The sequence below is a fragment of the Mycobacterium sp. IDUB_24 genome (assembly GCF_055419385.1).
The window spans coordinates 581,406-603,938 of the sequence record NZ_JBVAXO010000003.1 but is presented as its reverse complement, the minus strand read 5'-3'; the positions used below and the strand labels follow the sequence as shown (position 1 = coordinate 603,938).

General features: G+C 64.8%; 20 protein-coding genes and 1 tRNA gene. 11 read left to right on the top strand and 10 right to left on the bottom strand.

Features of this window, described 5'->3' with window-relative positions; all coding sequences use genetic code 11:
• From ACZYZF_RS15325 to ACZYZF_RS15300, 6 genes are all read left to right on the top strand, one after another.
• Nucleotides 1–158 (top strand): biotin/lipoyl-containing protein (locus tag ACZYZF_RS15325; protein ID WP_463836177.1); only part of this gene is annotated, 158 nt, incomplete at its 5' end.
• A 60-nt stretch (nucleotides 159–218) separates the two neighbouring features.
• The gene (locus tag ACZYZF_RS15320; protein ID WP_463836163.1) at nucleotides 219–1,130 is read left to right on the top strand and encodes a mycobacterial-type methylenetetrahydrofolate reductase; all 912 of its coding nucleotides are present in this window, start codon (nucleotides 219–221) and stop codon (nucleotides 1,128–1,130) included.
• Nucleotides 1,131–1,627: 497 nt separating this feature from the next.
• The gene (locus tag ACZYZF_RS15315) at nucleotides 1,628–2,227 is read left to right on the top strand and encodes a GNAT family N-acetyltransferase (protein ID WP_463836176.1); all 600 of its coding nucleotides are present in this window, start codon (nucleotides 1,628–1,630) and stop codon (nucleotides 2,225–2,227) included.
• Between the two features lie 111 nt (nucleotides 2,228–2,338).
• Nucleotides 2,339–2,602 (top strand): acyl carrier protein, encoded by a 264-nt coding sequence (locus ACZYZF_RS15310; RefSeq protein ID WP_463747519.1) that lies wholly within the window; start codon nucleotides 2,339–2,341, stop codon nucleotides 2,600–2,602.
• On the top strand, nucleotides 2,599–4,164 hold the full coding sequence (gene mbtM / locus ACZYZF_RS15305; RefSeq protein ID WP_463836162.1) for a long-chain-fatty acid--ACP ligase MbtM: 1,566 nt from the start codon (nucleotides 2,599–2,601) through the stop codon (nucleotides 4,162–4,164). The genes ACZYZF_RS15310 and mbtM overlap by 4 nt, the downstream gene beginning before the upstream one ends.
• A gap of 77 nt (nucleotides 4,165–4,241) precedes the next feature.
• Complete coding sequence (locus ACZYZF_RS15300) at nucleotides 4,242–4,889, top strand: dihydrofolate reductase family protein (RefSeq protein ID WP_463836161.1); 648 nt, start codon at nucleotides 4,242–4,244, stop codon at nucleotides 4,887–4,889.
• A 24-nt stretch (nucleotides 4,890–4,913) separates the two neighbouring features.
• Here the strand turns inward: ACZYZF_RS15300 and ACZYZF_RS15295 are convergent, their stop codons facing one another.
• The 8 genes from ACZYZF_RS15295 to ACZYZF_RS15260 all read right to left on the bottom strand — a co-directional run bounded on the left by ACZYZF_RS15295 (nucleotide 4,914) and on the right by ACZYZF_RS15260 (nucleotide 14,606).
• On the bottom strand, nucleotides 4,914–5,480 hold the full coding sequence (locus ACZYZF_RS15295) for a TetR/AcrR family transcriptional regulator (protein ID WP_463747522.1): 567 nt from the start codon (nucleotides 5,478–5,480) through the stop codon (nucleotides 4,914–4,916).
• Between the two features lie 22 nt (nucleotides 5,481–5,502).
• Nucleotides 5,503–8,406, bottom strand: coding sequence for an MMPL/RND family transporter (locus tag ACZYZF_RS15290; protein ID WP_463836160.1), 2,904 nt, complete (start codon nucleotides 8,404–8,406; stop codon nucleotides 5,503–5,505).
• Nucleotides 8,406–8,846, bottom strand: a complete 441-nt coding sequence (locus ACZYZF_RS15285; RefSeq protein ID WP_463747524.1) for an MmpS family transport accessory protein — start codon at nucleotides 8,844–8,846, stop codon at nucleotides 8,406–8,408. Before ACZYZF_RS15285 ends, ACZYZF_RS15290 begins: the two co-directional genes overlap by 1 nt.
• 298 nt (nucleotides 8,847–9,144) lie before the next feature.
• A complete protein-coding gene (locus ACZYZF_RS15280) occupies nucleotides 9,145–10,104 on the bottom strand; it encodes a D-2-hydroxyacid dehydrogenase family protein (RefSeq protein WP_463836159.1) in 960 nt (319 codons plus the stop codon).
• 3 nt (nucleotides 10,105–10,107) lie between these two features.
• Nucleotides 10,108–11,376, bottom strand: coding sequence for an amidohydrolase family protein (locus ACZYZF_RS15275; protein WP_463836158.1), 1,269 nt, complete (start codon nucleotides 11,374–11,376; stop codon nucleotides 10,108–10,110).
• Nucleotides 11,377–11,397: 21 nt separating this feature from the next.
• Nucleotides 11,398–12,171, bottom strand: coding sequence for a class II aldolase/adducin family protein (locus ACZYZF_RS15270; protein ID WP_463747527.1), 774 nt, complete (start codon nucleotides 12,169–12,171; stop codon nucleotides 11,398–11,400).
• Nucleotides 12,158–13,765 carry a class I adenylate-forming enzyme family protein gene (locus ACZYZF_RS15265; protein ID WP_463836157.1) on the bottom strand — a complete coding sequence of 536 codons (1,608 nt, stop codon included), beginning with the start codon at nucleotides 13,763–13,765 and terminating at the stop codon, nucleotides 12,158–12,160. Before ACZYZF_RS15265 ends, ACZYZF_RS15270 begins: the two co-directional genes overlap by 14 nt.
• Before the next feature lie 58 nt (nucleotides 13,766–13,823).
• A complete protein-coding gene (locus tag ACZYZF_RS15260) occupies nucleotides 13,824–14,606 on the bottom strand; it encodes a FadR/GntR family transcriptional regulator (RefSeq protein ID WP_463747529.1) in 783 nt (260 codons plus the stop codon).
• An 82-nt stretch (nucleotides 14,607–14,688) separates the two neighbouring features.
• Here ACZYZF_RS15260 and ACZYZF_RS15255 point away from each other — a divergent pair, with 82 nt between their 5' ends.
• Nucleotides 14,689–15,522 carry an MBL fold metallo-hydrolase gene (locus ACZYZF_RS15255; RefSeq protein ID WP_463836156.1) on the top strand — a complete coding sequence of 278 codons (834 nt, stop codon included), beginning with the start codon at nucleotides 14,689–14,691 and terminating at the stop codon, nucleotides 15,520–15,522.
• A 10-nt stretch (nucleotides 15,523–15,532) separates the two neighbouring features.
• On the opposite strand, the gene ACZYZF_RS15250 is transcribed toward ACZYZF_RS15255, so the two are convergent.
• Nucleotides 15,533–16,021, bottom strand: coding sequence for a universal stress protein (locus ACZYZF_RS15250; protein WP_463747531.1), 489 nt, complete (start codon nucleotides 16,019–16,021; stop codon nucleotides 15,533–15,535).
• Nucleotides 16,022–16,440: 419 nt separating this feature from the next.
• A tRNA-Arg gene (locus tag ACZYZF_RS15245) sits at nucleotides 16,441–16,516 on the bottom strand.
• A gap of 32 nt (nucleotides 16,517–16,548) precedes the next feature.
• On the opposite strand from ACZYZF_RS15245, the gene ACZYZF_RS15240 reads away from it, so the two are divergent.
• Genes ACZYZF_RS15240 through ACZYZF_RS15225 form a run of 4 tightly spaced genes read left to right on the top strand, consistent with a single transcriptional unit; the run spans nucleotide 16,549 to nucleotide 22,533 of the window.
• Entirely contained in the window at nucleotides 16,549–17,064 is a 516-nt protein-coding gene (locus tag ACZYZF_RS15240; protein WP_463836155.1) for a group I intron-associated PD-(D/E)XK endonuclease, read from the top strand.
• Nucleotides 17,061–18,533, top strand: a complete 1,473-nt coding sequence (locus ACZYZF_RS15235) for a wax ester/triacylglycerol synthase family O-acyltransferase (RefSeq protein WP_463836154.1) — start codon at nucleotides 17,061–17,063, stop codon at nucleotides 18,531–18,533. Before ACZYZF_RS15240 ends, ACZYZF_RS15235 begins: the two co-directional genes overlap by 4 nt.
• A 35-nt stretch (nucleotides 18,534–18,568) precedes the next feature.
• Nucleotides 18,569–20,188 (top strand): HAD-IB family hydrolase, encoded by a 1,620-nt coding sequence (locus ACZYZF_RS15230; protein WP_463836175.1) that lies wholly within the window; start codon nucleotides 18,569–18,571, stop codon nucleotides 20,186–20,188.
• Nucleotides 20,185–22,533, top strand: coding sequence for a glycerol-3-phosphate 1-O-acyltransferase (locus tag ACZYZF_RS15225; RefSeq protein WP_463836153.1), 2,349 nt, complete (start codon nucleotides 20,185–20,187; stop codon nucleotides 22,531–22,533). Before ACZYZF_RS15230 ends, ACZYZF_RS15225 begins: the two co-directional genes overlap by 4 nt.

Below are 22,533 nucleotides of genomic sequence, written 5' to 3'. Positions count from 1 at the left end.
CCGGGGACACCGTGGAAGCCGGCGCGACGATCGCCACCATCGAGGCGATGAAGATGGAAGCAGCCATCACCGCGCCCGAATCGGGCACAGTGGCAAGAATCGCGGTCGCCCGGACCGTGCAGGTCGAGGGCGGCGATCTTCTCGTCGTCGTCAGCTAGCCCGGTGACCGCTATGGTCCACTGCGACTGGCGGATTCGCCGCCGCTATTGGAGGTACCGATGCCGTTGAACACCGTCGCGCTCGAGTTGGTACCACCCAACCTCGACCGCGGGCTCCAACACGCGTGGGAGGAGTCGCAGAAAATACTGCGGTTGTCGGCGGAGTCCGGCATCGACGCGCAGCTGGGGCACGTCATGATCCCCGCAATGATCGCCGAAGACGGTGACCGGCCGATCGAGATGAGGCCCAAGCTCGATGTCCTCGACTACTGGTCGATCATCGGGGCCGAGTTTCCCGAGGTACGTGGGCTGTGCACCCAGGTGACGTCGTTCTCGGATGAGACCGCATTGCGTAGCAGGCTCATCGACCTCGGCGGAGCAGGGTTCGACGGCGTGATCTTCGTCGGCGTGCCACGCACGATGAGCGATGGCGAGGGCTCCGGCGTCACACCGGCCGACGCATTGTCGAAATTCGACGGCCTCGTCGAGAACCGCGGGGTGATCCTGATCCCGACCCGGAACTCTGAACACGACCGCTTCTCCTTCAAGTGCGACAAGGGTGCCACGTTCGCCATGACGCAGTTGCTCTTTTCAGACGCAGTGGTCGATTTCCTCCGGCGGTTCGCGCAGGAAAACGACCATCGGCCAGAGGTCCTGCTGTCGTTCGGCTTTGTGCCGAAGCTGGAGACGAGAGCCGGCCTCATCGACTGGCTCATTCAAGACCCCGGAAATGAGGCCGTCGCACATGAACAGGCTTTTGTGAAATCGCTTGCCGCCAGTCAGCCTGAGGCCAAGCGGCGGCAGCTGGTCGATCTGTACAAGAGGGTCATCGATGGAGTGGTCGATCTCGGGTACCCCCTGAGCCTGCACCTCGAAGCTCCATACGGCGTTTCCCGGCCTGCCTTCGAGACGTTCGCTGAGATGCTGGCCTACTGGTCACCCGATGAAGATGAACCGCGGAGTGTGGGATAGGCCACTCCTGGAGCGGGTGCCGGCACAGAATTGGCTGAGACGAGTCGGTGGTGTGAAAAGACGACCACAAACGCACTGCTCGCTTCACGCCGGCGTTCGCCATGGCGGCTCGATCGCATTACGGCGACTATCACCGCATTTCGATAATGATTGGCTTGGCGTGACGCCTTCTCCTGCCTCGCGCGGGTTGTGAAAAGAGCTGTTGTACTGCGTGTTTGAAACTTCCGTCAAATATTGACGATGGCTGTAGAACGCGCCTGTTGCCTCATGTGGGCCGAAAGGGAACCCCCCACCGCCTGAAATGTTTTGGTTAGTCTCACCTCGCTGGTCCAAGGAGGCTGCGGGTCTGAGCGTGGCGCACACGTATGTGGCGCCCCCGGTCTGCGCCGGAGACAGGGGGGTGTGGCTGTGACGTGTGATGAAGTGCTGCAGCACAGCAAAACTGGCGTTGCAGGTTCTCGAACGCAGTGCGCGTGACCGATCCGGTGGTCTACCCGGTGCTTCCACGGGAACTCAAGAACATCTCCGAGGATGTGCGGCGGGTTCCGGGACCACCGATTCCACAATTGTTGAAACCAAGCAGGATTCGGGTGGCGACCCCCGATGGAGACGCTGCGCTGATCGCCGAGTGGATGAACCGGCCACACTTGGCCGAGACCTGGGAATATGACTGGCCCGTCGAACGCTGGCGCAGGCATCTGAAAGGCCAGGTGGAAGGCGACTATTCGTTGCCTCTCGTCCTGAGCATCGGCGGGGTGGACCGTGGCTATCTCGAAATCTATCGGGCTGCCAAGGATTCCATCGCTGATCGGTATGACAGTGAGCCGCACGATCTGGGTCTGCACGGCGCGATTGCCGACGAGGAGTTGGTCAACCGGGGCCTCGGCCCCATGCTGTTGCCCAAGATCGTCGCAAGTGTCCTGGCCGCCGATCCTGAATGTCAGCGGATCATGTTCGACCCCGACCACCGCAACACCACTGTGCGTGGGTTGTGTGAGTTCGCCGGATGCCGGTTCCTCGGCGAGCACGAGATGTCCAACCGCAGGATGGCGCTCTACCAACTCGACCGGGACACCGCCCGGAAATGGATGGCCTGAGTCCAGCCTTGCCAACCCGACTGGCTGACAGTCGGTTCGATTGCAGTCGACCGATCCCGTACCGGAAACGAAAGGTGGGGCTGGGTCTCATCGACCCGCCGATACAAGAAAATGACCACTAGCGATTCACCCACATCGCCCGCCGTGTCCGAGGGGCTGGCCGCGATTCTTCGTGACGACCTGGAACTCCCATGTCAATCACTCAGTTCCGGTACACGTCTCGTCGACGACCTGGGAATGGACTCGGTGTCATTCGCCGTGGGCCTGGTGACGATCGAGGAGAAATTCGGCGTGCAGCTCAGCGAGGAGGACCTCATCACCTGCCGCACCGTGGGCGACCTGCAATCGGTGATCGATCTCAGGAGTGCAGCATGAATCCGCTCGCAGGCGCACTGAGGGAGGCGATGGTCGGGTCACCGCACGACCTGGTGGTCCTGGATCGCGACACTGATACTTGGCGGCGCCGCCCGTGGCCCGAGGTACACGGCATCGCCGAGCACATTGCGGCCTACCTGCTGGGCCGGGACCAGCCCGGCGCGGTAGGTCTCGTGGGCGAGCCGACAGTGGAACTGATTGCCGCCATTCAGGGTTCGTGGCTGGCGGGCGCCGGAGTGTCGATCCTGCCGCGTCCCCAGCGGGGCGCCGAACCTTCGGAGTGGGCACGGGCCACGCTGTCCCGGTTCAGCAGCATCGGCGTGACCACAGTGTTCAGCTATGGCACCACCCTCCAGCTACTGCGGGACGCGGGCGCGCCGCTGACGGTGTGCGATGTCGCCGACGCTGCCAGCACACCGAACTCGACGCAGCTGCGGTATCCCGACGACGCGGACGTGGCAATCCTGCAGGGGACAGCCGGATCCACCGGCTCTCCTCGTACGGCAGTGTTGGCGCCGGAGTCTGTGCTCAACAACCTTCTGGCCGTGACCCAGCGATTGTCCCTGAGCCGCAACGACATCGGGTGTACATGGCTGCCGATCTATCACGACATGGGTCTGGCGATGGTGTTGGCGTCGACAATGTCCGGTATGCCGCTGTGGCTGGCGCCCACGGGTGCCTTCTCGGCGGCACCGCTGCGGTGGGCCGAATGGCTCTCCGAATCCTCGGCGACCTTCACCGCCGGACCGAATTTCGGTTACTCGGTGCTCGGCCGATTCGCCAACCGAGTCTCCGACGTCGATCTCGGCGCGGTACGGATCGCGATCAACGGGGGCGAGCCCGTCGACTGTGCCGGTGTCGATCGATTTGCCACGGGAATGAGCAGGTTTGGTTTCGACGCCTCAGCGATGACTCCCTCCTACGGGATGGCCGAGTCGACCTGCGCGGTGACCATTCCCGCGCCGGGGGAAGGCCTCCGCATCGACATTCCGGACGCGGCGGACACCGGCCGGCGCTTTGCGCTGCTGGGTCGTCCGGTGCCCGGCATGGAGGTTCGTATCGTTCCGTCTCCGCACGACGAGACCGGCGAATCCGGCGAAGTCGAGATCCGTGGTTCGTCGATGATGACGTCCTACCTGGGACATGCTCCCGTCGACGCGGGCAGCAACGGGCAGTGGTTCCCGACCGGCGACATCGGCTACCTCGTCGACGGTGCACTGGTGATCTGTGGGCGGTCCAAGGAGATGATCACGATCGCCGGACGCAACATCTTCCCCACCGAGATCGAGCAGGTCGTCGGTGAGGTGGACGGCGTCCGCGAGGGAGCGGTCGTCGCGGTCGGCACAGAATCCGGGGCCGCGCAATCACGGCTCCTGGTGGCAGCGGAGTTCACCGGGACTGAGCAGGACACCACCCGCAGTGCCGTGATCCGGCGAATCGTGTCGGTGTGCGGCGTGACGCCCGCCGACGTCGTGCTGATGTCGCCCGGATCGTTGCCACGGACGTCGTCGGGAAAGCTCAGGCGACTCGAGGTCCGGCGACAGCTGGAGGCGGCACGGTAGCCACCTGCCGCGCGATGAGTTTCGCGCCCAACCCTGGTCTAATCAGCATCCAATGTTGACTGAACGGGAGAGAACGCGTGGCTCAGCTGCTCAAGGTCCAGAACTTCAACGTCTCCAGCGACGGCTACGGCGCCGGCGAGAACCAGAGCTTTGAGCGTCCGTTCGGTCATGCCGAGCCGGGTGAGATGTTCTCCTGGGCCGGGGCCACGGCAAGCTGGCCCAACCGCACCGAACCTGGTGGCAGCCGTGGCCTCGACGACTACCTCACCCGCGATTTCCACCACAACATCGGTGCCGAGATCATGGGCCGCAACAAGTTCAGTCCCTACCGTGGCGCCTGGGAGAACCACGAATGGCAGGGCTGGTGGGGTGACGAGCCGCCATTTCATACCCCGGTGTTCGTCCTGACCCACCACCAGAGGCCGTCGTTCACCCTGTCCGACACGACGTTCCACTTCGTCGACGCCGATCCGGCTACGGTGCTCGAACAGGCGCGCGCCGCCGCGCAGGGCAAGGATGTGCGCCTCGGCGGGGGAGCGAGCACCATCCGGGAATTCCTTGACGCCGGGCTGGTCGACACCCTGCACGTGGCGGTGTCGCCGGCCGAGTTGGGCAGCGGGTCCCGCCTGTGGGAATCGCCTGATGAGTTGAACGACAGGTTCCATCATGACGTCGTACCCAGCCCCAGCGGCGCGGTCACCCATCACCTGTTTTGGCGGCGATGACTGTCCAGCGCGGCGGTGACCCGCTCAATCGCGGCAACGCACTCCGCGCTCGAACGTGCGGATGACGGCGGGTGCGGCCGCGTGCTGGGGCATCAGTCCGTCCTTGGAGTCCTGGCAGGCCCACATGACCAGACCGTAGAGCGCGTGCTCGAGCCATTGGGTGCTCGACTCAGGGTCGAACACACCTTCGGCCTGGCCGCGTTCGATCAGGCTCGTCAGGTAGGTGCTGTCAGGCACCAACTCGGGTGGTAGGCCACGAAGAACGGTGGGGTCGTCGAAGAGAAACAGAAGCCGGTTACCGACCGAGATCATCGCGTTGATCACGCGCCGCATCGCCTCGATCGGGCAACCGTCCTCGGGTGCGGCAGCGGCCACCGCGTTGGTCAAGACCTGCACCGAGTCGACAATCGTCGCGTTGATCAGGCTTTCCCGGTCCGGAAAATAGCGGTGCACCGTGGTGCGGCCCACCCCGGCCGCCTTTGCGATTTCGGGCAAGGTGGCGGTCCGGTCGTCGGCCAGGACTGCGGCGGCGGCCTCGATGATGGCCCCGCGGGTGCGCGCCTGGGTGCCCGAGAGCTCGCCTGTGGTCATCCGTCGATGGTATCGACGGATGTCACGAAGGTCTTGCGACCGGTATCGGCGTCGTCCGGTCCGACAGGAAACGCGCGGGACGTTGCCGGACGGGCAGCGGCCACCAGAACCACCGGCCGAGGATCGCGGCGATCGTCGGCGTCATCAGCGAGCGCACGACGAGGGTGTCGAACAGCAGACCCAGGCCGATGGTCGTGCCGCCCTGGCCGATGGCGATCAGATCGCTGGTGGCCATCGACGCCATCGTGAATGCGAACACCAGGCCGGCGGCGGTGACCACACCACCGGTGGCTCCCATGGCCCTGATGATGCCGGTGTTGATACCCGCGCTGACCTCTTCCTTCATCCGCGAGACCACCAGCAGGTTGTAGTCCGACCCGACCGCCAACAGGATGATGACCGAGAACGCCAGTGTCATCCAGTGCAGATCCATTCCGAGCAGGTACTGCCACACCAGGACGGACAGGCCGAACGATGCTGCGAGGGAGAGGATCACGGTGCCGACGATGACGAAGGACGCGATCAGTGCGCGGGTGATCAACAGCATCACGATGAAGATCAACGTGATCGCGCCGCAGGCCGAGATCAGCAGATCCCACTGGGCGCCGACCTGGATGTCCTTATAGGTGGCCGCAGTGCCGCCGAGGTAGATCTTGGCGTCGGCGAGCGGCGTCGTCTTGATCGCCTCGCGTGCCGTCTTCAGCAGCGGGTCGACATGCGAAATACCTTCGGAGGTGGCCGGATCCACGTCGTGGGTGATGATGAACTGCGCGGCCTGACCATCCGGAGAGACCATCAGATCCAACCCGCGCTTGAAGTCCGGGTTGTCGAACGCCTCCGGCGGCAGGTAGAACGAGTCGTCATTGCGGGCATCGTCGAACGCCTGGCCCATCACGGACGCCGTGTCGGTCATCTTGCCGATCTGGTCCACCAGCCCGTTGAACGTGCTGAACATCGTCTTCATCGTGCCTTGCATGGACTTCGAGATGGCGATCAACGGTGGCAGTTGCGCCACCAACTGAGGCATCAGCTGATCCATCTCGTTCATGTTCTTCACCGATTGCGAGAGGGTTTCGGTCATGGTGTCGATGCCGTCGAGCCCGTCGAACAGCGAGCGCATGGACTGGCACATCGGGATGTCGTAGCAGTGCGGTTCCCAGTAGAGGTAGTTCCGCATCGGCCGCATGAAATCGTCGAAATCAGCCATGTGATCCCGCATTTCGTTGGTGCTTTCCTGCATGTCGTTCATGCTGGAGGTGAGTTCGTGGGTGATGCCGGTCATCCGGTTCATCAGGCCCAGCATGTTCTCCATGATCCCGATCATCCGGCCGAGATCGTCGGTCAGCGTATTCATGTCGCCCATGCGCTCGCGCAGGAACTGCAGGTTCTCGGTCATCGACACCGACTGCATACTCACCTGGAAGGGCACCGAGCTGTGCGCGATGGGACGGCCCAACGGGCGAGTGATGCTCTGCACGCGGGCGACGCCGGGCACGCGGATCAGCTCCCTGGCGATCTTGTCCAGCACGATCATGTCGGCCGGGTTGCGCAGATCCCGTCCAGCGTCGACGAGCAGCAGATCGGGATTCATCCGAGCGGCCGTGAAATGTCTTTCAGCGGCGGCGTATCCGACGTTGGACGGCAGGTCCTTGGGAATGTAGAGGCGCTCGTTGTAGGAGGTCTGGTAGCCGGGCAGGGCGAGCAGCCCGACCAGAGCCACCGCGATGGCCGCGGCGAGGATCGGAACCGGCCAACGCACCACCGAGGTGCCGAGCCGGCGCCACCCCCGCGAACGGATCTCGCGCTTGGCGTCGAGCAGGCCGAACCGGCTGCCGACCACCAACATTGCCGGCGCAAGGGTGAGTGAGGCCAGTACCACGACAGACATACCGATGGCGCTCGGCACACCCATCGAACTGAAGTAATTCAACCGGGTGAAGTGCAGACACAGCATGGCGCCGGCAACGGTGAGTCCCGAGCCGAGGATGACGTGCCCGACGCCGTGAAATGCGGTGTAGTAGGCGTCTTCTCGTTCCTGGCCCTGCTGCCGGGCCTCCTGATATCGGCCCACCAGGAAAATGGCATAGTCGGTTCCGGCCGCGATGGCCAACGAGGTCAGCAGGCTTACCGAGAACGTCGACAAGCCGAGGAGGCCGGCGTGGCCGATGGCGGCGACCACGCCGCGCGCCGCCGACATCTCCAGCAACACCACGATCAGCATCAGCAACATGGTCGCGAGCGACCGGTAGACGACGATCAGCATCACGGCGATCACGGCGATCGTGACGAAGGTGATCTTGACCATGCTCTTGTCGCCGGCTTCGTTCATGTCCGTGGTGAGCGGACCTTGGCCGGTGACATAGGCTTTCACGCCTGCAGGTGGGTGCGAGTCGTCGATGATCTTGCGGACCGCCGCAACCGATTCGTTGGCGAGCGTCTCGCCCTGATTGCCCGCGAGGTTCACCTGCACATAGGCGGCCTTGCCGTCGGTGCTCTGGGACCCCGCCGCGGTGATGAGGTCGCCCCAGTAGTTCTGCACGTGCTGAACGTGTTCGGTGTCGGCCTGCAGTGTGCGGACCAGCTCGTCGTAATAGTGATGGGCTTCGGTGCCGAGCGGCTCGTCACCCTCCAGCACGACCATCGCGATCGTGTCGGAGTCGAATTGATCGAAGCGCTCACCGATCTTCTTCATCGCCACCAGTGCCGGTGCGTCCTGCGGTGACAGTGAGACGGCGTGCTCGTGGCCGACGACCTCGAGTTGGGGGACGAGGGCGTTGAGGACGACGACGAGCACCACCCACGCCAGGATGATCGGGATCGAGGCGACGCGAATGACGCGGGCGATGCCCTTGTGTTCGAGAGTGGCATCGTGGTTATTGGCACTGTGGTTACTGGCACTGTGGTTACTGGCACTGTGGTTGCTCATCAGGCGGCCTTGTCCAAGCAGAAGGCCTGGGCGTCGTGCTGATTCACGGTCTGCTCATCTCGGACGTCTCCGTTGACCACGATTCGGCAGGTGATCATGCTGCTGTCTCCTTGTGCAACCACGTTGGCGAACACCGTCGGCAGGGTCGTGACCACCTCGTGCCGCCACGGCAGCGAGCTGAAGCTCTCGGTGTGGGGTTGGGCGTCGGCATCCAGGAAGCTGACGTGCCCACTGGTCCCACTCGGGCCCTCGATCTCGTAGACGACGCGCTTCGGGTTGAACTCCACGATGTCGTCGCCGGCGGACTGGCCCGGATCGGTGTTGATGTGGGTTCCGAAGATTCCGTGCATCCGATTCATCGCAAACCCGCTGATCGCCACGGCCGCCACCAACACCAGTGGTATCCAGAAGCGTTTCGCAAGCCGAGAAACCGCTGCCACGGCACACCCACCTTTCCGGATCTGCGCACGGCGACGAAACCCTCCGACCGCGCATTAGTCGGCTGAACGTAACAGTCCCTTAGTGGATCTTCAACGTTCCATTAAGGAATGTTGATCTTCCTCACAGTTACTTCCCAAACGGAATTTTTAGCTCCCCGCGATGCGGTGTTCAGCGCACATGGTTTCCGGGATCTGGCTCCAGCGAACAACATTGGGCCTCGGAACCTGATGTCCCAACATCGCGTCGGCGCTGCCCTCGGTTTGCTGCCCGCGGGAGCCGCCTCGGCCGGTGGCGAACCTATGCGGTGAGCAGGCGCACCGGGGACCCCGCGCAGTAGGCGGCAATGTCCTCGACGATGTCCCGGTAGAAGATCGTCATCACGCCCTCGGTGACGTATCCGAGGTGCGGGGTCAGCAGTGTGTTGGGCAGCGTCGACAACGGGTGTTCCGACGGCAAGGGCTCCTGCTGGTAGACATCCAGCGCCGCGCCGCGAATCGTCTTGCTGCGGAGTGCTCCCACAAGCGCGTCCTCATCGATCAGGCCGCCGCGTGAGGTGTTCACCAGGATCGCCGACGGCTTCATCGCGGCGAGTTCGGCCGGCCCGATCAAGCCGCGGGTCGAGTCGGCGAGCACCATGTGCAGCGATACCACGTCGGCATCGGCGAACAGGGTGTCGCGATCCACCCGCGTGACACCGGCTTTGGCGGCACGCTCGTCGGTGAGGTTGGGACTCCACGCGATGACGTCCATGCCGAAGGCCTTGCCGATCGCGGCCACCCGGCTGCCGATCCTGCCCACCCCGACCAGACCCAGGGTGGCCCCGGAGAGGTCGGTGCCGACCGTGCTCTGCCACAGCCCGCCGCGGATGCGCTGATCCTCGACGACCAGGTGGCGCTGCAGTCCGAGGATCAGTGCCCACGTGTGTTCGACCGTCGGTGTGATGGCTCCGCCGGTGCCCGACACGGTGATGCCGAGGCCAAGCGCGGCGGCGACGTCAATGGCCGCGTTGAACGGTCCGGTGGTCACCAGCAGTTTGAGCGCGGGCAACTGGGCGAGCAGCGTCGCGTCCAGCGGGGTGCGTTCCCGCATCGCGACGACGACCTCGTAGCCGGCGAGGGTCTTGACCAGTGCAGGACCGGGCGCGATGTGTTCTCGCAGTGATGTGATCTCGGTGGCGCAGGGAATCGGTGACCAGTCGATGGTGTCGGCGATTCCCTGGTAGTCGTCGAGGACGGCGATACGCAGCGGCTCGGTCATGGATCAGTAGGCATTCGGATCGTTCTGCACGGCCGGCGGCACCGGATGCTGGTAGAGCTGGGATGCGTTCTCCCAGGTGATCTTCCGGATCACCTCGGCGGGCAGGCCCTGGATCTGTTCATGGATGATGCGCTGGGTGTGCGGCCAGGTCGAGTCGCAGTGCGGGTAGTCGGCTTCGAGCAGGATGTTGCCGGTACCGATCCGCTCGTGCTGGATGAACGACGATTGGTCCTCGACTGCGCAGAACCAGAAGTTCCTGGTGAACACCTCGGCGGGGGAGAGGGTTTCGCCCAACGCCTTCCATGTCCCGTACATCTCGTGGTAGCTCAGCATGTGGTCCAGACGATCGAGTAGCCCCGCCACCCAACCGATTCCGCCTTCGGACAGACATATCTTGAGATTCGGGTACCGGCTGGGCAGGCCGGAGTACAGCCAATCGACCGCGGCGGTGATCGCGTAGGCGAAGAACAGCACACCCTGAACGTCCGGTGGGGCGTCGTCGGTGGTGGACGGTGCCGAGCCCGAGGACCCGATGTGCAGGTTGACCACCGTGCCTGTTTCCGCGCACGCCGCCATCATCGGTTCCCAGTACCCGGAGTGGATGGTCGGCAGCCCCAGCATCGCGGGGTTCTCGCTGAACGTCACCGCGTGGAAGCCGCGTTCGGCATTCTCGTAGATCATCTGGGCGCCGACCTCGGGGTCGAGGAGCCACGGCAGTTGGCAGGGGATGATCCGGTCGGGATACGAACCGGTCCACGCTTCGAGATGCCAGTCGTTCCAGGCCCGCACCGCAGCCATCGCCAGGTCCTGGTCCTTGGTCACCTGCTGCAACCGCTGGCCGGCGAACCCTGGAAGGAACGACGGGAAGTTGAGCGACGCGTATACGCCGTTGAGGTCCATGTCCTTGACGCGTGCATGAATATCCCAGGCGCCTCGGCGCATCTCGTCGAATCGCGCGGGCTCGAACCCGTACTCATCGACAGGGCGGCCGACCACGGCGTTGAAACCCACGTTGGGCAGCGACTGCCCGTCGTACATCCAGGTCTGTCCACCATTTTCGGTGTCGACCACCTTCGGGGCGCGGTCGGCGAACTTGCGTGGCACGCGGCCGGTGAACGTATCCGGCGGTTCGACGATGTGATCATCGACGGAGATCACCGTGTAGAGACGTTCTGCCCGCTGCGGTTCCGGCAGAAACGTGACCGTGCGGTCGGCGCCCTTGTTGGCGGTCGTGAAGTCGAGATTGCCGGCAAGCTCGTCGATGGACTTCATGGGCTGAATCTCCTTGCTGCGTCAGGCCAGAACTTCTGGATCGGCCTTGATGGTCATGCGGGCGGCCCCGGCCCAGTACACGTCGGCGGCCCGTTCGATGAGCGAGGCCTTCATGCCGTACATGTCGGAGCGGTTCATCGCCGTGGGCTCCCGGCCGGTCAGCATCACCTGGTAGGCGAGTTTGCAGACGCGGTCGATCGATGCGGCCCGGTACACGGCCTCTGCCACGGTGCCTCCGGTGGTGATGACACCGTGGTTGGCCAGAATGGTCAGATTGGCGGCGCCGATCCGCTCCGCGAGCTCGCGGGCGCGGGGTGCCGAATCGACTTCGCCGTCATAGGTTTCGACGAAGCACATGTCATCGAGAAACAGCGACCCGGTCTGGTGCACCAGGTCCGGTAGCTTCCCCAACGCCGCGATGAGGCTCACGTAGTAGGGGTGGTTGTGGATGACGACGCGGGCATCGTCGCGTGTGCGGTGCAGTTCGGTGTGGATGTGGATGGCCGGCGTGACATCCCAGCGGCCTCGCACGACGCGCGCATCTTCGTCGACCACACAGATGTCGGATGCGGTGAGCTCCTGCCACCACAATCCCCACGGGTTGACCAGCATCTCGGTACGTCCCTCGGGCTGCCAGGTGATGTGGCCGGCCATGTTCTCGGCGAACCCGATCGAGGCCAGGTGCCGGAACGCCACGGCCAGCGCCTGCTCCTCGGTCAGGTCGACACCGATCGGCGGCGTGACCGAGGGAGACCACACTTTCAACCCGCCCTGTCGCATCTCACCGACGTTCATAGCCGCCTCCCAACCGCGTCCGGATATCCTCGCGGAGTTGCCCTTTGGCGATCTTCCCGCCCGAGGACCGGGGCAGCTCGTCGAGCACGATGAGCTTCTCGGGCAGCAGCTCCTTCGACATCCCCTGCATCAGAAGGTGCTCGAGGAGCCCAGGAAGGTCGATGGCCTGCCCGTTGGCGGATGCTACGGGCGCCACAAGCTCGATGTAGATGCAGACCTTCTCGCCGAAGACCGGGTCGGGCATCGCCACCGCGGCCGCCACGGCCACCGCGGGGTGAGTCATCACCGCATCCTCGACCTCGCCCGCACTGATGTTCTTGCCACCGCGCACGATGAAATCCGAGGTGCGGCCGGTAACCGATAGGTACCCCTCGGCATCGACTTCGCAGACATCGCCCATCCGCATCCAGCCGTCGCGGGTGTAGAGCTTGTCGTGGTCCACACCGCCCAGATAGCCCAGGCTGGTGGCCGGCCCGCGGCAGGCCGGTTGGCCGCGCCCGGTCGAGGTCACGTCGTCCTCCCCGTCGAACAAGCGGACTGCCATCTCCGGTACCAGGCGTCCGGCGGTGCGTAGCCTGCGCTCGCGGGAATCCTGCAATGTGGTCCCGCTCAGCAGGCCGGTTTCGTTGGAGCCGTAGAACTGCAGGATGGTGGCGCCGGTGAGTTCCTCGAAGTCGGCGGCCCGCTGATACGGCAGCGCCTCACCTCCGGTGAAGACCACGCGAAGCGAGCTCAGGTCATTCTCACGCGATGCCGGGTCGGCCATGATCATCATCAATTGGGTGCTGACACAGCACAACACGCTGACCCGGTGGCGGTCGATCGCCTCGCACACGGCTGCCGCGGCGAACTTTTCCAGCAGGACCGTGGTGGCACCGAGGTAGATCGGGGTGGTGTGTGCAGTCCAGATGCCGAACCCGAATGGAGCGGGGATGACCGGCAGGAAAATGTCGTCGGAACTCAGCGCACCGTTGGCCACTGCCTGCTGATGAAAGTAGTGCCACCGGTTCTGCGTGTGCACAACACATTTGGGAAGGCCGGTGGTGCCCGATGTCGAGTTGATCAGGAACACGTCGTCGGCTCCGACGCCCGCGGCCGGTGGTCGCGAGGGAGTGTCGGTGTCGAGGGACAAACCGTCCAACACCAGCGCGCTGATCTCAGGAGTCAGTCCCGAGACGGTGGCACGTGCCGACGACTGCCGCGTCGTGTCACTGACCAGCAGGCGCGGCGCAGTGGTCCGCAGGATCTGAGTGGCCTCGCGAGTCCCGGCGCGGGCGCCGATCCCGACGACGACGGCGCCGCATCGCTCGATCGCCACGAACAGCACGTGGATGGCCGCGGTATCGCCGTGCCAGACCGCGACGCGATCACCGGGCGTGATACCCAGGCCGGCGAACTGGGCGGCGAGGCGAGATGCGGCACAGTCGAATTCGTGCCAGGTAAACGTAGTGGCCGGGTAGTCGACATAGGCCGGCTTGTCGGGTTGGGCGCGGGCGTGTTCACGCACGGTCTGCGAGAGTGTGCGGTCCGACCACCATCCGGCCGCGCGGTAGTGGGCTGCGTCTGCAGCAGGGGCGGCGTCGCCAGCCTTCATCACCAAATCATATGAAAATAAGGACCCGTGTCAACGGGCGCACTGCGACCGCTGGGGTTCACGGTCTGCGCGGGCCGGACTGGGTCCAGGTACGCACCATGGTCGGGTCGACGACGCCGTCGACACCCGGGTACTGCTGGGCGTTGACCAGATGTGCCGCGGCCAGATCGCGGGCTCGCTGCGCATCGCCCATGTCGATCGCGTCGATCACCTGCCGGTGATCCTCCAGGACGGCCCGGCGTTCCTCGACGGGCACCGTCGAGTGATCCGTCACCTGGGCCGACCAGTTTTGCTCATGTGCCGACCACAATGCCTCCAATGCGCCCGCCAGGATGATCATCGTCTCGTTCCCGCAGTGGCGGACCAGTGCTTCGTGATACCGCCGACTGGCGGAGGTGGCCTGCAGCAGATCCGATACCGATCTGACTGATTCGTCGTGCAGCTCACGGAGAATGGGGACGACGGTACGTTTGCGGTCCGCGCGTTGGGCGCAGAGTGCGGCGCATGCCGGTTCGACCTGCAGCAGCGCAGTGCCCACGTCGCCGAGCCCGACCTGCCCGGCGCCCAGGACCAGCCCCATGGTGTAGGCAAGGTTTGCGGAGTCGGGTCGGTGGACCACCGCACCGCCCAGCTTGCCGCGCCGTACCGTCAACAGCCCCTCGGCCTCAAGGATGCGCATCGCCTCGCGAAGCGACGGCTTGCTGATCGGGTACTCGACGAGAAGTTCGTCCTCCTTGGGGAGGATGCTGCCGTCGGTCAGTTCCCCGGCGAGGATCCGGCGCCGCAACTGGTCGGCGACCTGTTCGGCAAGTCGCTGAAACCGGACATTTGGCTGCGCCACGCATCGAGTGTGCCAGATGGCCGGCCGTTCAGGAGGCCACGCCGAGCCTTGTATCCAAATGATTTGTCTCATACGGTGAGCCATGCAGAAGTGGACCATCGGCACGCTGACCGTTCATTCTGTGCTCGAGACGGTGGTGCCGACCCGGCCTGACCGGGTGTTTCGCGGGCTGCCATCGGAGCTTCCACGCTGGCTGCATCCCCACTATGTCGATGATGCCGGCAACTTGCTGGTGGCCATCCAGTCGTTCTTCATCGAATCCGGTGAGGACCTCGTCGTGGTCGACTGCTGCTTTGGCGAAGGCCACGACCTGCCATACCAAATCCCCATGGACCCGGACCAATACCGACAGTCGCTGGCCGCAGCCGGATTCACCCCCGCTGATGTGACCACCGTTGTCTGCACGCACCTTCACCTCGACCATGCCGGACGCCACACGACGCGGCGCGACGGCGCGTGGGTCCCCACCTATCCCAACGCGACGTACCTCCTCACCGCCGACGAATACACGTCATGGCGGCATTCCTCGGCGACGAACCGCGCGGCCGCCGAGACCGTCGAACCGCTTGTCGCACATGATGTCCTGCGGCTCACCGAGATGGACCACGCGATCACCGACGAGATCCGGCTGATCGGGACGCCCGGTCACACGCCGGGGCACGCCGCGGTGCGGATCGAATCCGGCGGCGAGGTGGCGGTGATCAGCGGGGACGTTGTCCACCATCCGCTGCAGATCACGCATCCCGACGTGCAGGCTCTGCCCGATGACGATCCAGCGGCGGCCGCGGTGACCCGCGCCCGGTTGCTGAGCAGCATCGCAGAAGAGCAGGCCTTGCTGCTCGGCACCCACTTCGCCGCCCCGACCGCAGGCACCGTGATCGCCGATGACGGTCGGCTGATGTGGGTGGCGATGTAGGCGCCGCGTCCTAGTTCGCCGTGTGGACGATGAGGATGTCGATCTTGACGCGCCGGGCGATGGTGGCAGGCACCGAGCCCAACAGGCGGCCGGCGACGGAGTCCAGTCCGATGTCGCCGACGACGATCAGATCCGCATTGACCTCTTTGGCGAGCTTCACCAAGGCGTCGACCGGGGCACCTTCGACTGCCCGCTCGACTATATCCGTGGCACCGGCGGCCTTGGCCCGGTCGCGCGCCACCTGCAGGATCTCGTAGACCGGGGCGGCGCCGTGCATCCGGTAGCCCTCGCTCTTGAGGCTGTCCTCCGCACGGGTATCGACCACATGATCGGGCGACGGCGGTCGCGACCAGCCGCCCTTTTCGGCCACGGGTTGGTGAGCACTCGCGACGATCAACTTCGCATTCTCCTGCGCGGCGATCTCGGCGGCGCGGTGGACCGCTCGTAGCGACGAGTCGGAACCGTCGGTCCCGACAACGATCGTCCGATAGGTGCTCATGTCGTCTCCGAACTGTCGGCTACCAGGACAAACAGACCTTAATGCACGTCAATCTTCAGCTGGTGGAGATTGGGCTTCGCGCCGCGTCAAGGATCAACCGAGACAAGTGTCAACCATCAGCCGACGTCACACAGATGGAAAGCGGTTCTCGGTCATATCCGCCGAGTAAACGGCAACGTTGAAGGCCCCTCCCGACTGAGAAGGTGGCCAAATGCGCTTGATGCTTTCGCCGAACGGGCACGCCGGCGAGGCCAACGTCGAAACGAGCATGCTGCCGAGCGTGTCCGCTAATCAGACGAGCTGCGTGAGGTTCAGGCTCACCTTTTGTATTGAGCGCGCACTCGACCGATATGGAGTTGTCGGATGTGCGGGGTACCGTGCGCTCGAGAACGAGAAGCACACGTCAAACGAACGAGATATGGCACCCCCGACAGGATTCGAACCTGCAACCTACCGGGTAGAAACCGGATGCGCTATCCGTTGCGCCACGGGGGCAAAGTCGGACCACCACAATTTACACCGCATCGGTGTCGTTACCGCAACGGATATGCACCACGTGGGCTGCTCGAACCGCAACCGATGAAACGAGCGGGTCAGTGGGCCGACATCACACCAAAGACAAAGGCGATCTCGGCGTCGCAAAAGCGCATGCCGACCTGGTTGGCAAGGGTTTTTACGTGCTGTTCCCCGCGACCGAGCATGCGCCGTTCGACCTTGTGGCGTACGCGGCGGGCACCTTCCACCGCATTCAGGTGAAGTACCGGTCGACACGAGCTGGAGCGGTCAGACTCAACTTCCGGTCCACCTGGGCCGATCGCCGTGGGTGCGCACAGCACGCTCATCGACAAGGACGCGATCGACGTCATCTGCATCTACTGCCCGGACACACAAACACCTCCCGCCGATCGGCGAAACCCGTACTTCGGCGTGAAGGGGCGGTGACGCGCGAGGGACGCCCGGCAAAGCGGACCCCCGGGGCCGGAGGCGGACTAGCGTGGACGCTGCACTGGCGGCCTGGGGAGGGGAGAGGGACCACGCTATGAGCGATGTGCCGGAGTTGGACGCGGCCGGACTGCCCGAAGAACTGAGCGCAGTCGATCAGCTGTTGCATCGGGGAGAGGCAAACCCGCGCACCCGGTCCGGGATCATGGGCGTCGAGATTCTTGACACCACACCGGATTGGGACCGTTTTCGGACCCGGCTCGAGTACGCGTCGCGCAGAGTGCTGCGGCTGCGTCAGAAGGTGGTCATGCCCACGCTGCCCACGGCCGCGCCGCGGTGGGTCGTCGACCCGGATTTCAATCTGGACTATCACGTACGACGGATGCGGGTGCCTGAGCCGGGCACCCTGCGCCAAGTGTTCGACCTGGCAGAAGTGGCATTGCAGTCGCCGATGGACATCTCGCGCCCGCTGTGGAGCGCGACGCTGGTGGAGGGGCTGGCCGGCGGCAAAGCCGCCACGATCCTGCACCTGAGCCATGCGGTGACCGACGGTGTCGGGCTCGTCGAGATGTTCGCCAGCCTCTATGACCTGGAACGCGATCCGGAACCCACCGCAACGCCCCCGGTGCCCATCCCGCAGGATCTCTCCCCGAACGACCTGATGCGCCAGGGCATCAACCGGCTCCCCGGCTCGATTGCCGGTGGCATCGTCGGTGCGCTCGGTTCCGCGGCGCGCGCGGCGACAAAGGTCGTGCGGGATCCGGTATCCGCGGTCAGCGGAGCGGTCGATTACGCGATGTCGGGCGCCCGGGTGATGGGCTCGGCCGCCCATCCGTCACCGCTGCTGCGCCGTCGCAGCCTGTCCACCCGTACCGAAGCGATCGACATAACGTTCGGCGATCTGCACCGCGCGGCCAAGGCCGCCGGCGGTTCGATCAACGACGCTTACCTGGCCGGCCTGTGCGGTGCGCTGCGGCGGTACCACGACGCCTTGGGCATCTCGTTGGAGACGTTGCCGATGGCAGTGCCGGTGAACCTGCGCTCGGAGGACGATCCTGCCGGAGGCAACCGCTTCGCCGGGGTCAATCTGGCTGCGCCGGTCGGCATCGCCGACCCAGAGATGCGGATCAAGGCCATCCGTTCGCAGATGACCAGCAAGCGCGAAGAGCGTGCCATCGACGTGGTCGGCCTCATCGCACCGGTGCTCAGCCTGCTGCCCGACACCTTCCTCGAATCGATGGCAGGGTCGGTGGTGAACTCCGATGTGCAGGCCAGCAATGTGCCGGTGTTCCCCGGCGACACCTACATCGCCGGGGCGAAGATCCTGCGGCACTACGGTATTGGCCCGCTTCCGGGGGTGGCGATGATGGTGGTGCTCATTTCCCGCGGCGGCTACGTCAGCATCACGGCCCGCTACGACCGGGCGGCCATCACCGACGGATCGCTGTTCGCCCGATGCCTGGTGGCGGGCTTCGACGAGGTGCTGGCACTCGGCGGGGACGGCCGCGCGGTGCCGGCGTCGTTCAGTCTCGACGACTCCTCGGCGACGAATGGGAGTGCTGCACAGTGACTTCGAAAGATTCAGTCCCTCGCGGAACCAAACAGATGCGGCTGCCCGGCACGCTGGCCGAGATCGAGGGAAGCCCGGAGGGGCCGCAGATCGGCGCCTTCTTCGACCTGGACGGCACACTGGTGGCCGGCTTCACCGGGGTGATCATGACCCGCGACCGGTTGCGCCGTGGCCAGATGGGCGTCGGCGAATTCATCGGGATGGTGCAGGCCGGGCTCAACCACCAGCTGGGGCGTTCCGAGTTCGAGGACCTGATCGGCAAAGGCGCCCGGATGCTGCGAGGCAACTCGCTCAGCGATCTCGACGAGCTGGGTGAGCGGCTGTTCGTCCAGCACGTTCAGGGCCGTATGTACCCTGAGATGCGCGCCATGGTCCGCGCCCACATGGCCCGCGGGCACACCGTGGTGCTGAGCTCTTCGGCGCTGACGGTCCAAGTCGAGCCGGTGGCACGCTTTCTCGGCATCGACAACGTGCTGTGCAACGAGTTCGAGACCGACGCGGACGGGTTGATCACCGGCGAAGTCAAGACACCCGTCATCTGGGGTCCCGGCAAAGCCCGTGCGGTGCAGAACTTCTCGGCGGCCAACGGGGTCGATCTGTCCAAGAGCTACTTCTACGCCGACGGCGACGAGGACGTCGCCCTGATGTACCTGGTGGGCAATCCACGTCCGACGAATCCGGCAGGCAAGCTGGCCGCCGTCGCCGCCAAACGCGGCTGGCCCGTACTGAAATTCAGCAGCCGCAGCGGCAGCAGCCCTATCGCGCAACTACGAACGCTGGCCAGCCTCGCCACCATCCCCACGGTCGCCGCCGGCGCGATCGGACTCGGACTGCTCACCCGCAACAAGCGCACAGGGGTCAACTTCTTCACCTCGAACTGGAGCAAGCTGCTCATGCTCACCACGGGCATCGAGCTCAACGTCCTCGGTGAGGAAAACCTGACCGCGCAACGGCCCGCGGTGTTCATATTCAATCACCGCAACCAGGCTGATCCGATGATCGCGGGCCGGCTGGTCGGCGTCGATTTCACCGGCGTCGGGAAGAAGGAACTGGAACGCAACCCCCTCATGGGGCCGCTGGGCAAGGTCATGGATGCGGCGTTCATCGACCGCGACGATCCGGAGAAGGCCGTGGAAGGCCTGCACAAGGTGGAAGAGCTTGCCCGCAAAGGCTTGTCGATCCTGATCGCCCCCGAGGGCACCCGGCTCGACACCACCGAGGTCGGCCCGTTCAAGAAGGGGCCCTTCCGCATCGCCATGGCGGCCGGTATCCCGATCGTGCCGATCGTGATCCGCAACGCCGAGGTGATCGCACACCGCGATTCCAGCACGTTCAACCCCGGCAAGGTCGACGTCGCGGTCTACCCGCCGATCCCCGTCGAGGACTGGACGGCCGACAACCTGACCGAGCGCATCGCCGAGGTTCGCCAGATCTACCTCGACACCCTGAAATCCTGGCCGCAGGACGAATTGCCGACGTTCGACATCTACGCCCGCATGCCGGCGAAGGCGGCCGCTCCGCGTCGGCCCGCGAAGAAAGCAGCGGCAAAGAATGCGCCCGCGAAGAAGGCCACCGCGAAGAAAGCCACGGCGAAAAAGGCTGCCCCCAAACCGGATACGTCGTCCGCACGGTCGACCCCGAAGGGCCGACCGTGACCGCCGGTCTCGACGATTTCCCCAGCTTCAGTACCACCGACGATGCGCTGGTTCTCGCGTCGGTGTCCTCACCGGCCGAACTGGAACTGCTCAACGACTGGCTCAAGACGCAGCGGCGTGAACACCCGGACTCGACAGTCGAGGTACTGCAGTTACCGGCCACTGACGAACCTGCGCCCGGGGTGGTGGCCCGGTTGGTCGAGGAGCTGGAAGCCGACGAGCAACGGCTGGTGGTTCCGGTGCGGGTGTTCTGGGTGCCCGCTGGATTACCCACCCGGTTGAAAGTGGTCGGGTTGATCTCGGGCCGCGACACCTACCGGCCGCCAGAAATCCTGCAGCGGCGCATTCTGCGTAAGGACCCGACGCGGGCGCGGGTCGTGGCCGGTGAACCGGCCAAGGTGTCTGAGCTGCGCAAGCAGTGGAGTGAGACCACGGTTGCGGAAAACCCCAGGGAATTCGCCCGATTCGTGCTCCGCCGGGCCGCGCTGGCGATTGAGCGGGTGGAGCTTCGCCTGCTGGGCCCTGAATACAAGTCGCCGCGGCTGGTCAAGCCGGAGATGCTCGACTCGGCGCGCTTCCGTCAAGGACTCGAGCAGATTCCCGGCGCGTCGATCGAGAAGGCCGGCGAGATGCTCGACGAGCTCTCCACCGGGTGGAGCCGCTTCTCGGTGGATCTCATCCCGACCCTGGGCCGGGCGATCTTCAGCCGCGGATTCGATCCGCGTATCGACTACGACCGTTCCGAGATCGAGTCGATGCGTCATGCCCTGGAACAACATCCGGCTGTGTTGTTGTTCTCGCACCGGTCCTATCTCGATGGCGTCATCGTCCCCGTCGCCATGCAGGAGAATCGCCTTCCTCCGGTGTACACGTTCGCCGGGATCAACCTCTCGTTCGGCCTGATGGGTCCGTTGTTCCGGCATTCCGGCGTCATCTTCCTGCGTCGCAAACTCGATGACCCGCTGTACAAGTATGTGCTGCGGCAGTACGTCGGCTACATCGTGGAGAAACGGTTCAACCTCAACTGGTCCATCGAGGGCACCCGGTCACGGACCGGAAAGATGTTGCCGCCCAAGCTCGGACTGCTCGCTTACGTCGCCAATGCCTACCTCGACGGCCGCAGCGACGACATCCTGCTGCAGCCCGTGTCGATCAGTTTCGACCAGTTGCACGAGACCGCCGAGTACGCCGCATATGCGCGGGGTGGCGAGAAGACACCCGAGGGCCTGAGCTGGCTGTACAACTTCATCAAGGCGCAGGGCGAACGCAACTACGGCAAGATCTATGTCCGCTTCCCCGAAGCGGTTTCGATGCGTGAGCACCTCGGTGAGCCGAACGGCGACATGGTCCACGACGAGGCGGCCAAACGCCTGGCCATGCAGAAGATGGCCTTCGAGGTGGCCTGGCGGATCCTGCGGGTCACCCCGGTCAACGCCACCAACCTGGTGTCGGCGCTGTTGCTGGGCGCCCGTGGAGTTGCCCTGACCCTCGATCAACTGCACCACACACTGCAGGACTCACTGGATTATCTGGAGCGCAAGAACACCCCGATGACCAACAGTGCGCTGCGGTTGCGGACCGCCGAGGGCGTGCGTTCGGCCGTCGACGCGCTGTCCGGCGGGCACCCCGTGACGCTGGTGGACAGCGGGCGCGAGCCGGTGTGGCGGATCGCCCCCGAGGACGAACTGGAGGCGGCGTTCTACCGCAATTCACTGATCCACGCCTTCCAGGAGACCTCGATCGTCGAGCTGGCCCTGGCATACGCCGCCCGCGCCACCGACGATCCACTGCAGGCGTTCTGGGACCAGGTGATGCGGCTGCGTGACCTGCTCAAGTTCGATTTCTATTTCGCCGATTCGGCGGCCTTCCGCGACAACGTCGCCGAGGAGATGTCGTGGTACGACAAGTGGGAAGAAAAGGTCACCGCCGGGAGCGACGAGATCTATCAGATGCTGCGGGACAAGCAACCGCTGTTGGTGGGCGCCATGTTGCGGCCGTTCTTCGAGGCCTACGGGATCGTCGCCGACGTATTGCGCGACGCGCCGCCCGAGATCGGGGAGCGGGACCTGACCAAGCGTGCGCTGGGCGTCGGGCGCCAGTACGTCGCCCAAGGCAGGGTGGGCAGCAACGAGTCGGTTTCGGCGTTGTTGTTCGCCACGGCGCGCCAGGTGGCGGCCGATCAGAACTTGTTGGTCAACGGCCCGGATCTGCGGGCCCGCCGCAACGCCTTCCGCGACGAACTGCGCGGGATCGTCGCCGATATGGACAAGGTCGACGAGATCGCACGTGAGCAGTTCTACATCCGGGAGCAGCTGCGCCGCGCTGAACAAGGACTGACCGGCTAG